The 13,635-nt window shown below is 72.8% G+C and carries 11 protein-coding genes and 1 pseudogene; 6 read left to right on the top strand and 6 right to left on the bottom strand.

The annotated features are described in order from the left end of the window. Positions 1–7 precede the first annotated feature (7 nt). Positions 8–304, bottom strand: coding sequence for an antibiotic biosynthesis monooxygenase family protein (locus O7627_RS21970; protein ID WP_278095382.1), 297 nt, complete (start codon positions 302–304; stop codon positions 8–10). A gap of 356 nt (positions 305–660) precedes the next feature. Here O7627_RS21970 and O7627_RS21965 point away from each other — a divergent pair, with 356 nt between their 5' ends. Further along, positions 661–1,674, top strand: a complete 1,014-nt coding sequence (locus O7627_RS21965) for a TerC family protein (protein ID WP_278098374.1) — start codon at positions 661–663, stop codon at positions 1,672–1,674. 4 nt (positions 1,675–1,678) lie between these two features. On the opposite strand, the gene O7627_RS21960 is transcribed toward O7627_RS21965, so the two are convergent. The 3 genes from O7627_RS21960 to typA form a co-directional block, all read right to left on the bottom strand. Continuing rightward, complete coding sequence (locus tag O7627_RS21960; protein WP_278095381.1) at positions 1,679–2,656, bottom strand: NlpC/P60 family protein; 978 nt, start codon at positions 2,654–2,656, stop codon at positions 1,679–1,681. A 138-nt stretch (positions 2,657–2,794) separates the two neighbouring features. Continuing rightward, a complete protein-coding gene (locus O7627_RS21955) occupies positions 2,795–3,745 on the bottom strand; it encodes a serine hydrolase (protein WP_278095380.1) in 951 nt (316 codons plus the stop codon). A 9-nt stretch (positions 3,746–3,754) separates the two neighbouring features. Continuing rightward, positions 3,755–5,623 (bottom strand): translational GTPase TypA, encoded by a 1,869-nt coding sequence (gene typA, locus O7627_RS21950; protein ID WP_278095379.1) that lies wholly within the window; start codon positions 5,621–5,623, stop codon positions 3,755–3,757. A gap of 134 nt (positions 5,624–5,757) precedes the next feature. Between typA and O7627_RS21945 the strand changes: the two are divergent. After that, a pseudogene (locus O7627_RS21945) lies at positions 5,758–7,098 on the top strand (DedA family protein); the annotation flags it as partial. Positions 7,099–7,170: 72 nt separating this feature from the next. On the opposite strand, the gene O7627_RS21940 reads toward O7627_RS21945, so the two are convergent. Then, complete coding sequence (locus O7627_RS21940; protein ID WP_278095378.1) at positions 7,171–9,237, bottom strand: MMPL family transporter; 2,067 nt, start codon at positions 9,235–9,237, stop codon at positions 7,171–7,173. Between the two features lie 88 nt (positions 9,238–9,325). Between O7627_RS21940 and O7627_RS21935 the strand changes: the two genes are divergently transcribed. The 3 genes from O7627_RS21935 to O7627_RS21925 all read left to right on the top strand — a co-directional run bounded on the left by O7627_RS21935 (position 9,326) and on the right by O7627_RS21925 (position 12,477). Next, positions 9,326–9,817 (top strand): MarR family transcriptional regulator, encoded by a 492-nt coding sequence (locus tag O7627_RS21935; protein WP_278095377.1) that lies wholly within the window; start codon positions 9,326–9,328, stop codon positions 9,815–9,817. Beyond that, positions 9,814–11,448: a CocE/NonD family hydrolase gene (locus O7627_RS21930; protein WP_278095376.1), complete on the top strand. Its 1,635-nt coding sequence runs from the start codon at positions 9,814–9,816 to the stop codon at positions 11,446–11,448. The genes O7627_RS21935 and O7627_RS21930 overlap by 4 nt, the downstream gene beginning before the upstream one ends. Before the next feature lie 108 nt (positions 11,449–11,556). Then, on the top strand, positions 11,557–12,477 hold the full coding sequence (locus tag O7627_RS21925) for an N-acetylmuramoyl-L-alanine amidase (protein ID WP_278095375.1): 921 nt from the start codon (positions 11,557–11,559) through the stop codon (positions 12,475–12,477). Positions 12,478–12,515: 38 nt separating this feature from the next. On the opposite strand, the gene O7627_RS21920 is transcribed toward O7627_RS21925, so the two are convergent. Next, complete coding sequence (locus O7627_RS21920) at positions 12,516–12,719, bottom strand: cold-shock protein (RefSeq protein WP_278095374.1); 204 nt, start codon at positions 12,717–12,719, stop codon at positions 12,516–12,518. A gap of 193 nt (positions 12,720–12,912) precedes the next feature. Between O7627_RS21920 and O7627_RS21915 the strand changes: the two genes are divergently transcribed. Further along, positions 12,913–13,632 carry a 50S ribosomal protein L11 methyltransferase gene (locus O7627_RS21915; protein ID WP_278098373.1) on the top strand — a complete coding sequence of 240 codons (720 nt, stop codon included), beginning with the start codon at positions 12,913–12,915 and terminating at the stop codon, positions 13,630–13,632. Positions 13,633–13,635 lie beyond the last annotated feature (3 nt).

Here is a 13,635-nt window from a genome sequence, read left to right as displayed (position 1 = left end):
CGTCGCCTCAGCCGACGGGTACGTCGGTGAAGTGTTCGACCACCGGGGCGGCGGCGAAGTACGGGCCGATCAGCTCGCGCCAGGCGGTGAAACGCTCGGTGTTGCGGAAGTTCTCCTCGTGCGCGGCGACGGAATCCCACTCGACCAGCAGCACGAACCGGGACGGCGACTCGACCCCACGGGTCATCCGGACCGACCGGCAACCGGGCGTGCCGGCCAGCACCGGGTGCCCTTTGGCGTACGCGGCCGCGAACTCGTCCTCATGACCGGCCCGTACGTCGATCAACGCCACCTCAAGAACCATTCCGCGAGCCTCGCACGGCCGCCGGGACGGGCCGGCACCGGGGCCTTCCGCTTCATACCTAGCCTCCTAGGATGCCGTTAGGGGAGGTCCGGAGTGTCACACGACGCAGAACTCCGAGGTGCGGTGCCGGTGGTGGATGGTGAACAATGGTGGGCAAGGAGGGGAGTATTCCCCCGTGACGGTGTCGTCAACACGGTCGTCGTCGCCCCCAGGCAACGACCCGGCGCCGTCGGTCACCGCCCTCGTCGGCGGTGACGGAAGAGACCTCCGACAGCACCCGAGACACAACGCCTTCCGGCCTGCCCAGAATGGCCCCGGCCGGTACGGCGTTGTGGCGTGTCTGCCGGAGGTTCGTGTTGCAGGTTTCAAGCTGGGTGTGGGCCGTCACGCTGGTCGTACTGACCGCGGTGCTCATCGCCGATCTGCTGATCATCGTCCGGCGTCCGCACGAGCCGAGCTTCCGCGAGTCCAGCTTCTGGACCGCGTTCTACATCGTCTTCGCGGTGATCTTCGGCCTCGGGGTCTGGCTGGTCTGGGACTCCCGGCACGCCGGTGAGTTCTTCGCCGGCTACGTGACGGAGAAGAGCCTGTCGGTGGACAACCTCTTCGTCTTCGTCCTGATCATGAGCCGGTTCGCGGTGCCCAGGAAGTACCAGCAGAAGGTGCTGCTGGTGGGGGTCGTGCTCGCGCTGATCCTGCGCGGCGGTTTCATCGCCGCCGGTGCCGCGCTGATCTCCCAGTTCTCCTGGATCTTCTACCTGTTCGGGGCGTTCCTGATCTACACCGCTATCAGCCTGGCTCGCGAGGGCGAGCCCGACGAGGGGGACTTCACCGAGAACGCGCTGATCCGGTGGAGCCGGCGGGCGCTGCCGCTGTCGAAGGACTACCACGGTGGTTCGATCACCATGGTCAGCGACACCGGCCGGCGGCTCTTCACCCCGATGCTGATCGTGATGATCGCGATCGGCACCACCGACGTGATCTTCGCGCTCGACTCGATCCCGGCGATCTTCGGCATCACCCAGGAGCCGTACCTGGTCTTCACCGCGAACGTCTTCGCCCTGATGGGGCTGCGCCAGCTCTACTTCCTGCTCGGCGGCCTGCTGGACCGGCTGGTCTACCTCAACATCGGGCTGGCGGTGGTGCTCGGCTTCATCGGGGTCAAGCTCGTCCTGGAGGCGTTGGCCGACAACAGGCTGCCGTTCCTCAACGGCGGCGACCCGGTCGGGTGGGCGCCGCACATCCCGATCTGGCTCTCCCTCACCATCATCCTCGGCACCCTGGCGGTGGCGACGGTGGCCAGCCTGGTCAAGTCCTCGCGGGACGGCCGGCGGGCCGTCGACAAGGACGAGCAGCTCCCGGTCGGCTGACCCGTCAGGCCGGCGCCAGCCGGCAGACCCGGTGGGCGCCGACCAGGGTGGCCGCCCGGTCGGCCGGCATGGACTCCTCCACCACCCGCCGCGCCGAATAGCTCGCGTGCAGCATCCGCCGGTCCCCGCCAGGCTGGGCGGCGGTGACGATGCCGACGTGGTGCACCGGCCGGCCCGGCCGCGCGAACAGGTACAGGTCACCCGGCCGCTCGGTGCCGGGTGCCAGCGGGCGGGTCGCGCCGGCCTGGTCGTCGGCGTCCCGGGGCAGCCGGATGCCGAGCCGCCGCCAGGCCAGGTGGACCAGGCCCGAACAGTCGATCCCGTACGCCGACACGCCGCCCCAGACGTAGCCGACGTCGCGGAGCCGGTTGGCGATGGTCAGCACCTCGACGGCGGTGGGTGGCCGGGTCGGGTTCCGCACCAGGTGCCGGCGAGGCGCCCAGAGCAGACGTCGGTGACCGGGCACCCGGACGGGTTGCCAGCCGCCCCGGGGCGGCCCGGCACCGGCCAACCGGGTGCCGAGCACCACCCCGGGAACCACGACCGGCCCGCCGGGGGTGGCCCGTAGCGCGGTGGTGACGGAGTCGACCACCAGATCGCGGGTGTCCGGCGGGTCCTCGCCGGTCGTGAGCTGCCCGGCCGGCAACCAGCCCGGGTAGCCGCGCGGGTCCAGCTTCGCGGCGGGCTGCTCCACGGCGACCAGCCGGGCCCATCCGTCCGGACGCACCTCCTCGACGAGTACCCGCTCGCCGAGCAGGAGCTGACTGAGCACCCGTTCCTGGAACCGTGCCTCGGCGTGCAGGGCGGAGCTCCACCGGGCGAGATCGGTGCGGTGGGCCAGCGCCGGCGCGTCGACCGGCCGAACGGCCTCCGGCCGTGCCCACAGGGTGGCGACGGCGACCCGGACCACCGCCGTCCGACCCGCCCGTACGCCGGCCCGGCCGGCCCGGCCGATCCAGTCGCCGCCCCTGATCGGACTCATCGGCGCCCCCCACTCGTCCGGCCGGTTTCCTCGACGGTAGTGGCCGCGGACCGGAATTGGCGGCCGTCGCCGTCGATTCGCTGGTGGGCGCAATTCTGCGCGTCGACTGCGCCGATCCGCCGGGGTTGTGCGGTGGGGTCAGCCCGTCGGGGTCGGCGGTGGCGGTTGGTCCGGGGTCGCGACGGTCAGGGATCGGCGGGCCTGCCAGGCGGTGGCCGAGACCCGCGCGATGAGCGCCCGGGCCGCGGCGTCCCACTGCCGGGCCGCGACCCGTTCCCGGGCCGGGTCCTCCGGCGGGCCGGTCGGCCCGGCGCCGGGCGGTCGCCGGCTGACGCAGACGGCGATGGTGTACGGGGGAGCGTCCTCGGGCAGCACCAGGCCGGCGCCGTGGCGTACCCACCGGACCCAGCCGTTCTTGTGCGCGATACGGGTGCCCGGCGGTAGCCCGGCGGCGAGGTCCTCTCGGCGCTGCTGGCGGGTGAGAATGTCGAGCATCGCCGCGCAGCTCGCGGCACCGGCGACCCGGTGGGTGGCGATCGCCGCGAACAGGCCGGCCAGGTCGGCGGCGGTGACCAGGTTCTCCAGGCCGGACCGCCGGGCGGCGGAGTCGTCGATGCCGCGGGCGGTGCCGCTGTGCCGGGCGCCGGCCGCCGCCCAGGCCCGCCCGACCGCCGGTAGGCCGACCTCGGCCAGCACCAGGTTGGTGGCGAGGTTGCTGGACCGGGTGATCATCCGGTCGGCGAGCCAGTCCAGCGGCGCCGTGTCGCCCAGCCGCAGCCAGACCGCCTCGTCGCCGTCGAACTCCCGCTCGCAGCCGAAGCGGGCCGCCCCGGGCGCGGCCGAGTCGAACTCGTTCACCACCGGCACCGCCGCCGCCAGGTCCAGGGTGCCGGTCTCGGCGGCCCGGTGCAGGGCGGCGAGCACCGCGACCTTCATGGTGCTCGCCGCGTAGTGGGTCCGGTCCGGCGACCGGGTGTACGCCGGCGGCGTGCCGGGCCGGCCGACGTACGCCGACACCGTGCCGTCGACGGCGGCCAGCTCCGCGTCCAGTTCGGCCCAGCCCGGGGCCGGTTCGATCTGCGGGCCCACCCGGTGCCGTCAGCCGGCGTGCTTGCGGCGGGCGGCGGCGCGGCCCCGGGCGTTCTGGTCCAGCACCACCTTGCGCAGCCGGATCGCCGCCGGGGTGACCTCCACGCACTCGTCCTCGCGGCAGAATTCCAGGGCCTGCTCCAGGGAGAGCTTGCGCGGCGGGATCACCTTCTCGGTCTCCTCGCTGGTGGAGGAGCGCATGTTGGTGAGCTTCTTCTCCTTGGTGATGTTGACGTCCATGTCGTCGGAGCGGGAGTTCTCGCCGACCAGCATGCCCTCGTAGACCTCGGTGGTCGGTTCCACGAAGAGGGTGCCGCGCTCCTGCAGGTTCAGCATCGCGAACGGGGTGACCACCCCGGCCCGGTCGGCGACCAGCGACCCGTTGTTGCGGGTACGCAGTTCGCCGAACCACGGTTCGTAGGACTCGAAGACGTGGTGCAGGATGCCGGTGCCCCGGGTGTCGGTGAGGAACTCGGTGCGGAAGCCGATCAACGCACGGGCCGGCACCAGCCACTCCATCCGGATCCAGCCGGTGCCGTGGTTGATGAGCTGTTCCATCCGGCCCTTCCGGGTGGCCAGCAGCTGGGTGATCGCGCCGAGGTACTCCTCCGGGGCGTCGATGGTCAGCCGTTCCACCGGTTCGCAGAGCTTGCCGTCGATCTCGCGGGTCACCACCTGCGGTTTGCCGACGGTCAGCTCGTACTGTTCGCGGCGCATCTGCTCGACCAGGATGGCCAGTGCCAGCTCGCCGCGGCCCTGCACCTCCCAGGCGTCCGGGCGTTCGGTGGGCAGCACCCGCAGCGAGACGTTGCCGATCAGTTCCCGGTCCAGCCGGTCCTTGACCATCCGGGCGGTGACCTTGGCGCCCTTGACCCGGCCGACCAGCGGGGAGGTGTTGGTGCCGATGGTCATCGAGATGGCCGGTTCGTCGACGGTGATCAGCGGCAACGGGCGTGGGTCGTCCACGTCGGCCAGCGTTTCGCCGATCATGATGTTCGGGATGCCGGCGACGGCGATGATGTCGCCGGGGCCAGCCTGGTCAGCGGGCTTGCGCTCCAGCCCCTCGGTCATCAGCAGCTCGGAGATCCGGACCTTCTCGGTGCTGCCGTCGGTGCGGCACCAGGCGACCGTGCTGCCCTTGCGGATCGTGCCGTTGCGCACCCGGCACAGCGCCAGCCGACCGAGGAACGGGGAGGCGTCCAGGTTCGTCACGTGCGCCTGCAGCGGGACGTTCTCGTCGTAGGCGGGCGGCGGGATGGTCTCCAGCAGGGTGCGGAACAACGGCTCCAGGGAGCTGCTGTCGGCCGGGACCGTGCCGTCCGGGGGCTGGGCCAGGGAGGCGATCCCGTCCCGGGCGCAGGCGTAGACGATCGGGAAGTCGATCTGCTCGGCGTCGGCGTCGAGATCGAGGAAGAGTTCGTAGGTGTCGTCCACGACCTCCTTGATCCGGGCGTCCGGCCGGTCCACCTTGTTGATCACGAGGATGATCGGCAGCTTGGCCCGCAGCGCCTTGCGCAGCACGAACCGGGTCTGCGGCAGCGGCCCCTCGCTCGCGTCGACGAGCAGCAGTACGCCGTCGACCATGGTGAGGCCGCGTTCCACCTCGCCGCCGAAGTCGGCGTGCCCGGGGGTGTCGATGATGTTGATGGTGACCGGGTCCGAGCCGTCGGCCGGCACGTACCGCACGCCGGTGTTCTTGGCCAGGATGGTGATGCCCTTCTCCCGCTCCAGGTCCATCGAGTCCATCACCCGGTCGGTCAGCTCACCCCGGGACTGGTACGCGCCGGACTGTCGCAGCATGGCGTCGACCAGGGTGGTCTTGCCGTGGTCGACGTGGGCGATGATGGCGACGTTTCGGAGGTCGGCGCGGGTCTGCATGGGTTCCATCCTCCCCGGCCCGGTGATCTGAGCCCGCGTCGGGGTCACCCCTGAGGTGGCCCGGATCTCCGCCGTAACGGGTGGGCCGGATCGGGCGTCGCCTGGCATGCTGGCCCGGTGTCCCGGGGGTCGATGTGCACGAGGTGATGACGTTCGTCCGGGACCTGCCGCCCGGGCTCATCTACCTCGCTGCCATGGTGGTCGTCGCCGGTGAGACGGCTCTGATCTTCGGCCTGCTGGTGCCGAGCGAGGCGACCCTGCTCCTGGTCGGTTTCCTGGCGTACGCCGGCACGCTGGAGCTGGCCCCGGCGATGGTGTTGATGATCTCGGCGGCGTTGGTCGGTGACAGCCTGGCCTTCCGGGCCGGGCGCCGGCACGGGCCCCGGTTGCGGGCCAGCGGGTGGGGAACGAGGGTCGGCGCGGAACGCTGGGTGCGGGCGGACGCGATGCTGGCCCGGCTGGGCGGGCGGGGGGTGTTCGTCGGCCGGTGGGTGGCGTTCGTCCGGACCCTGATGCCCCGGCTGGCCGGCAGTGCCGGGATGCCGTACCGGAGGTTCCTGCCGTGGAACGTGGCCGGCGTGCTGGGCTGGGTGGGCGGCTCGGTCCTGGTCGGCTTTCTGGCGGGCGAGTCGTACGAGACGGTCTCCCACCGGCTCGGTCGGGCGACCGGCGCGGTGCTGGCGTTGCTGGTGGCGATCGTGGTCATCGTGTTGATCGGTCGGTGGCTCGGTCGCAACCCGGATCCGGTCCGGGCGCTGGCGTCCCGGGTCGGGCGGCTGCCGCCGCTGCGCTGGCTGGCCCGGCGGTACGGCGTGCTGTTCTTTCTGCTGTCGATGAGTGTCGGGCCGGGCTGGACCCTGTTGATCAATCTGGTCGCCGGGCTGGCGTTGTTGTTCGGGATCGGCATCGCGCTGGCCTGGCTGATCGACTGGGTGGTGCGGCACAGCGGGCTGTCCGTGGTGGACGGTGCGGTGGCGGAGTGGATCGCCCAGCGGCGTACCGACGGGATCGCCGAGCTGGCGACCGGGGCGATCTCGGTGCTGCGCGGCTCGTTGTTGATTGTGGTGGTCGCGGTGGTGGCGTGCGCCCTGGGTTGGCGCAGCCGCGCCTGGCGGGCGGATCTGGTGAATCTGGTGGGTACGGTCGGGGCGTTCGTGCCGTTGGTGCTGCTCGCACTGGTGGCCAGCAGCACCCGGCTGGACGAGGGCACGACGGTGATCCGCGGCTCGGTCTTCCCGGCGCACAGCGCGGTCGTCATCGCCGCACTCTGCACGCTGGCCTGGCTGCTGGCGCGGCGGACCCGCTGGCCGCTGGCGGTGGCGGCCTGGACGGCGGCCACGGTGGGGGTGGTCAGCCTCGGCGCGGCCCGGCTCTACGTGGGGTGGAGTTCGGCCAGCGAGACGGTCACCTCGGTGCTGCTGGGGGTGCTCTGGACGGCGGTGTTCATGGTCGCCTGGTCGACCCGCGCCCGGGCGGCGCGGGCGGCGGGGCAACCGGCCGGGCCGCTGATCCCCCGCCAGACCGGGCGGGCGGGCCGGTCCCGGCGGCTAGCCTTTCTGCCGGCGGGACAGTTCGCTGGGCCACCAGAACCGGCGGCCGAGGGTGATCGCGATGGCGGGCACCAGCAGGGTGCGGACCAGCAGCGTGTCGAGCAGCACGCCGAGGCCGACGATCACCCCGATCTCGGTGAGCGTCACCAGCGGCAGCACGCCGAGGACGGCGAAGACCGCGGCGAGCAGGACACCGGCGCTGGTGATCACGCCGCCGGTGACCGCCAGTGAGGTGAGCATCCCCTGCCGGGTGCCGCTGGTGGCCGCCTCCTCCCGGGCCCGGGTGGCCAGGAAGATGTTGTAGTCCACCCCGAGGGCGACCAGGAACAGGAACGACAGCAGCGGCACCAGGGTGTCCAGGGCCGCGTAGTCGAGCACCTGGGTGAAGAGGAAGTTGCTGGCGCCGAGCGCGGCGAAGAAGGTGGCCACCACGGTGGCGACCAGCAGCAGCGGGGCGAGCAGCGAGCGGAGCAGCACGATCAGCACGAGCAGCACGACGATCAGGATCAGCGGCACCACGACCCGCAGGTCCCGCACGGCCGCTTCCCGGGTGTCGAGGTTGGTGGCGACCGTGCCGCCGACCAGGGCCTCGGCGTCGGGGACCGCGCCGACCCGGTCGCGCAGCGTGCGGATGGTCTGGTAGCTGGCGGCGCTGTCCGGTTCGGCGTCGAGGATCACGTCGATGGCGACCAGGTCGGCGGTCTGTTCGGTCACCCGGGCGCTGGCCACGCCGGGGGTCTGCTCGGCGGCGGCGAGCACCGGGGCCTGCTGGCCGGCGCGGGTGAGCAGCACTGTCGGGTCGGCGGCGCCGGCCGGGAAGTGTCGGCTCAGGGTGGCCAGCCCGTCGATCGACTCGGCCTTGACCCGGAACTGCTCGGTCTTGCTCAGCCCGAGCCGCGCGTCGTAGAGACCGGTGGCGAGGATGGCCAGCAGGACCAGCGAGCCGGCCAGCACCGCCCGGGGACGTCGGTCGACGAACCCGCCGATCCGGGCCCACCGGCCGGTCCGGGTGGGGTCCGGCTGGCCCACCCGGGGGATGAAGGGCCAGAACAGGCCCCGCCCGCAGACCGACAGCGCCGCCGGCAGGACGACCAGTCCGAAGACGGCGGCGACGGCGATGCCGGCGGCGCCGGCGACGCCGATCGCCCGCTCGTTGTCGAGGACGGCGAAGACCAGGGTGAGCAGGCTGAGGCAGACGGTGGCGGCGCTGGCGGCGATGGCCGGGCCGGCGGAGGAGAGGGCCTTGCGCATGGCCGCCCGGCGGTCGGGCTCGCGGCGCAGCTCCTCGCGGTACCGGGCGATCAGCAGCAGGGCGTAGTTGGTGCCGGCGCCGAAGACGAGGACGTCGACGATGCCGGTGGTGGAGGGGTCGATGTCCAGCGCGGCGGCGCGGCTGACCAGGGCGATGACCGCGTTGGCGACCACGTCCGAGGTGCCGACCACGGCCAGCGGCACCAGCCACAGCCACGGGCTGCGGTAGGTGATGATCAGCAGACCGGCGACCACCGAGACGGTGACCAGGATGAGCTTGAGGTTGGCGCCGTCGAAGGCGGAGGCGACGTCGGTGCTGAAGCCGGCGCCGCCGGTCACCTGGGCGGTGGCGCCGGCCGGCAGGCCGTCGCGGGCGCCGGCCCGCAGCCGGTCGACGACCGGGGCGAGTGCCTCGTTGCCGGTGTCGGCGGGCAGCGGTACGGCCAGCAGCGCGGCCTGCCCGTCGGGGGAGTAGACCGGCGGGGAGACCTGGCCGCCGACCGCCTCGGTGGCGAACGCCGCCGCGTCGGCGGCGATGGCGGCCCGGTCGTCCTCGGTGAGTGGTTGGCCGCCACGGGAGTAGACGATCAGGGCCGGGTTGAGCTGGCCGCTGGGTAGCTGCCGCTGTAGCTCGGCGACCCGCACCGACTCGGCGGAGTCGGGTAGGGCGGAGGTGGGGTCGTTGCTGGTGCGGGCGTCGCCGGCGAAGCCGATCAGGGCACCGGAGGCGAGGACCGCGACGAGCAGCACCAGCCAGGCGCTCCAGCGGCCGGTGATGACGCCGGTGAGCCGGCCGCCTAGTGATCTGGTCACGGGCACTGCGCTCCCTCATTAGCCCATCAAGTATCTCGACGATCGAGATTATCGGCCGATGAGGTAAGGTGCAACCGTGGTAGCGGGGATGTATCGGCCGCGCGACACCCGGCGCGACGAACTGGTCGGCGACATCACCGCCGACCTGCGCGCCTACACGGTCGACGCCCAGCACGTCGGGCACGCGTTCGCCGCCCGGCACGGGCTCGGCCAGACCGACCTGCAGGCGCTCATCGCCGTGATGGACGCCGAAGGCAGCGGCGATCCGATCACCCCCGGCCGCCTCGGCGAACAGCTCAACCTCTCGTCCGGTTCCATCACCGCGTTGATCGATCGGCTGGAGCGGGCCGGCCACATCCGCCGCGACCGCGACACCACCGACCGCCGCAAGATCTTCCTGCGGTACGCCGAGCGGGGCGCCCGGGTCGCGGTGGAGTTCTTCCGCCCGCTGGGCCGGCGCACCGACGCGGTGATGGACCGCTTCACCGAGGAGGAGCTGGCGATCGTCCACCGGTTCATGCGGGAGATCGTCGGCTCGATGCGCGAGCACCGCGACGCGATGCGCCAGGCGGCCGATTGATCGGCCGGATATTGAGCCGGGCGGCCGGTCGGGTGCTGGGCCTGCCGGCCCCGACCGGCGGGCGGATCACGGTGCGCCGGCACCTGCCGGTCCGGGTCCGCGACGGGGTGACGCTGCGCACCGACCACTACGCCCCGCAGCGGTCCGGCGCTCCCACCGTGCTGATCCGCACCCCGTACGGCCGCGGCGGACCGATGCGGCTGCTGGCCCGGCTGATCGCCGACCAGGGTCTGCACGTGGTGGTCCAGTCCTGCCGGGGCACCTTCGGCTCCGCGGGAACGTTCGAACCGCTGGTGCACGAGCGGGCCGACGGGCTGGACACCATCGACTGGCTGCGCCGCCAACCCTGGTACGCCGGGTCGTTCGGCATGTTCGGCGCCAGCTACCAGGGCTTCACCCAGTGGGCGGTGGCACCGGACGTCGGCGCCGACCTGGCCGCGCTGGTGCTCGTCGCGACCGCCTCCACCACCCGCGACTCCACCTACTCCGGTGACTCCTTCGCGCTGGACACGGTGCTCACCTGGGCCGAGCTGATCGCCGCGCAGACGGTGCCGCGACTGGCCCGCCAGGTCGAGCTCAAACGCGGCCAGCCCCGGCTGCTGGCCGGCCTTGCCCACCTGCCGCTGGCCGAGGCCGACCGGGTCGCCACCGGCGCCACCGTCGGGTTCTTCCAGGAGTGGCTGCGCCACGACACGGCGATCGACTACTGGCGGCCCCGGGTCTTCGACGACGGGGTGTCCCGGGTCGCCGCGCCGGTGGCGATGGTCACCGGCTGGCAGGACATCTTCCTACCGGCGCAGCTGGCCGACTACGCCGCGCTGCGGGCCGCCGGCCGGCGCCCGTACCTGATCATCGGGCCCTGGACCCACGGCAGCGTCGGCCTGTTCGGAGCGGCGCTGCGCGACGGACTGGCCTGGTTCCGGGCCCACCTGGCCGGCGACCCGGCCGCCCTGCGGGCGGCGCCGGTCCGCATCCACGTCGGCGGCGGGGGCGGGTGGCGGGACCTGCCCGACTGGCCGCCGCCGGCCACCCCGACCCGCTGGCACCTGCAGCCGGACGGTGGACTGGCCACCGCCGGGCCGCCACCGTCCGCGCCGGACCGGTTCCGGTACGACCCGGCCGATCCCACCCCGTCGCTGGGCGGGCCGCTGCTGGTGTCGCACCGGGCCGGCCCGGTGGACAACCGTCCGCTGGAGGCGCGGCCGGACGTGCTGGTCTACACCAGCGAACCGCTGGCCCGGCCGCTGGCGGTGGTCGGCGCCGTCACCGGCCTGATCCACCTGCGCAGCACGGTGCCGTACCTGGACGTGTTCATCCGGTTGTGCGACGTGGACCGGCGCGGGCGGTCGTGGAACGTCACCGACGGACTGGTCCGGGTGGTGCCCGGCGACCACCCGGCGGACGCGGTGCTGCGGGTGGCGGTCACCTGCTGGCCGGTGGCGCACCGGTTCCGCCGGGGCCACCGGATTCGGCTGCAGGTCTCCGGTGGCGCCCACCCCCGGTACGCCCGCAACCCCGGCACCGGCGAGCCGCTGGCCACTGCGGTGCGGCTGCTGGCCGGCGACCGCGAGGTGCTGCACGACCCGGAGAATCCGTCCTCAGTGACCCTCCCGGTCAGCTACCAGCTGTGACGAACCTCCGGGTCGTCCGAGGTTGGCACGGCTCTGACCTGGACATATGCCGGATCGGCTAGTTACCGTTTCGGTAACACCGGGGCCCCGAGGTTGGAGGGCGGACGGGTGCGCATTCTCTGGTTTGTCGAGGTGCTCCGGGCGGCGGGCCTGACCGTGCACGAGGTGGACGGGTGGCGGACCCGAGGCTCGGCGACCTTCGAGCCACGCGGGATCATGGTCCACGAGACCCGCGGTTCCCTGCGCTCCACCGACGCCGGTGAGATCCGGGTGCTGCTCAACGGCTCGACGACGGCACCACCGCCGATCGCCCAGCTGTATCTGTCCCGCAGCGGCCAGTGGTGGGTGGTCGCCTCCGGCCGCTGCAACCATGTGCTGACCGGCTGGGCCGGGCCGTTCAAGGGGGTCGGCAACGGCGGCCTGCTCGGCATCGAGGCGCAGCACGCGCTCGGCGAGCCGTGGACCGAGAACCAGTACCGGTCGTACGTGCGCGGCGTCGCCGCGCTGCGCCAGCGCACCGGCTGGGCCGTCGCCGGCCACAAGGAACACCAGCCCGGCGGGTACGGCAACCCGAGCGTCAAGACGGACCCGAGCTTCAACATGGACCAGTTCCGGCGCGACGTCGCCGGGCGGCTGACCGGAACGGAGAGCATCATGCCGGCACTGACCGAGGCGCAGCAGGAGCAACTGCTGCGGTACGCCAAGGACAACTACTACATCCTGTGGCAGGGCGCCCAGAAGCCCGACGGCAGCGGCCGCACGGACTTCCGCCAGTACTTCCAGGATCTCCGCCAGGACCTCCAGGATCTCCGCCAGGAGCTACAGGCCCTGCAGGCTCTGCTGTCGGAGGTCCGGGCGGGGCAGCGGGAGCTGGCCGGCCGGGACTGGGTCGACGAGCGGCAGATCATCGACGGTGTGCTGGCCGGTCTCGGGTCGCGCGACCTCGACGAGGTGGCGTCGGCGCTGCGGGCGGTGTTCGGCGAGCGGGCCGCCGAGCTGGGCGCCAGGCTCGTCGGCGTACCGCGCTGACCCGCGCGGTGCGCCCACCCGGCGCCCGGCCCGGGCGCTCACATCGGGCGGACGTTCTCCGCCTGCGGACCCTTCTGGCCCTGGGTCACGTCGAACTCGACCTTCTGGCCCTCGTTGAGCTCCCGGTAGCCGGAGGTCGCGATCGCCGAGTAGTGCACGAAGACGTCGGGCCCCCCGCCGTCCTGCTCAATGAAGCCGAATCCTTTTTCCGAGTTGAACCATTTCACGGTGCCGGTTGCCATGCCTGTCTCCTTCACGGGTGCGGGCCGAGGTTGATCGCCACGCACTGTGATGACAGTAGCCGCCCGACGGGCCGCGTGGGCCGGAAGTCGGTCCGCCCCGGGTGTTTCGCCGCCGATCCTGGCGCTCGTCCGCCATGCTGAGGCGGTGACCGGTCCGACCACGGCGGCCCTCGCCGACCTGGAACGGAAGACGCTGGAGCGGGCCGACCCGCCGCGGCGCCCGAGGTCGGCGCCGCCGCGCGGCATCGACGGGCTCCGACTGACCGCGGTGCCGTTCGTCCCGGAGATCCGGCTGCACCTGGCCGAGGACCCGATCGTCTTCTGGGCCCGGATGGAGGCCGAGGCCGGTACCGCCCTCACCCCGCCGTTCTGGGCGTCGGCCTGGCCCGGCGGCCAGGTACTGGCCCGGTACCTGCTGGATCACCCGCAGGTGAGCGCCGGGCGGCAGGTGCTGGACCTGGCCGCCGGCTCCGGACTGGTCGCGATCGCCGCGGCGCTGACCGGCGCGCGCTCGGTCACCGCGAACGACATCGACCCGTACGCGCTGGCCGCCGTCATCCTCAACGCCCGGTGCAACGCCGTGCCGGTCGCGGTGCGCGGTGGTGACCTGCTCGACGGCGACGCCGACGGCGCCGATCTGGTGCTGGCCGGCGACGTCTTCTACAGCGCCGCGATGGCCGAGCGGATGCTGGCCTTCCTGGACCGGGTGGTGCGCCGCGGCGGCCAGGTGCTGGTCGGCGACCCGGGCCGGACCAACCTGCCGCGGGGGCGGCTGAGCACGGTGGCCAGCTATCCGCTGCCGGAGGCGGACGCCTTCGCGGACTCCCAGATCCGGCGGGCCGACGTGCTCCGGCCGGCGCTCGCACCCGGCCGGGCGGCGGCGCGCCGGTCGTCTCAGGGGGGACCCGGATGAGAG

It is taken from the genome of Solwaraspora sp. WMMD1047, assembly GCF_029626155.1.
Classification (GTDB): domain Bacteria; phylum Actinomycetota; class Actinomycetes; order Mycobacteriales; family Micromonosporaceae; genus WMMD1047.
The sequence above is the reverse complement of the archived record's forward strand: the minus strand, read 5'-3'. Positions and strand labels throughout refer to the sequence as shown.

What these genes read in the sequence shown, in the direction of transcription:
- O7627_RS21920 (WP_278095374.1), bottom strand. Translation starts at nt 12,719, where the DNA reads ATGGCAACCGGCACCGTGAAATGGTTCAACTCGGAAAAAGGATTCGGC.
- O7627_RS21970 (WP_278095382.1), bottom strand. Translation starts at nt 304, where the DNA reads ATGGTTCTTGAGGTGGCGTTGATCGACGTACGGGCCGGTCATGAGGAC.
- O7627_RS21935 (WP_278095377.1), top strand. Translation starts at nt 9,326, where the DNA reads ATGTATCGGCCGCGCGACACCCGGCGCGACGAACTGGTCGGCGACATC.
- O7627_RS21960 (WP_278095381.1), bottom strand. Translation starts at nt 2,656, where the DNA reads ATGAGTCCGATCAGGGGCGGCGACTGGATCGGCCGGGCCGGCCGGGCC.
- typA (WP_278095379.1), bottom strand. Translation starts at nt 5,623, where the DNA reads ATGCAGACCCGCGCCGACCTCCGAAACGTCGCCATCATCGCCCACGTC.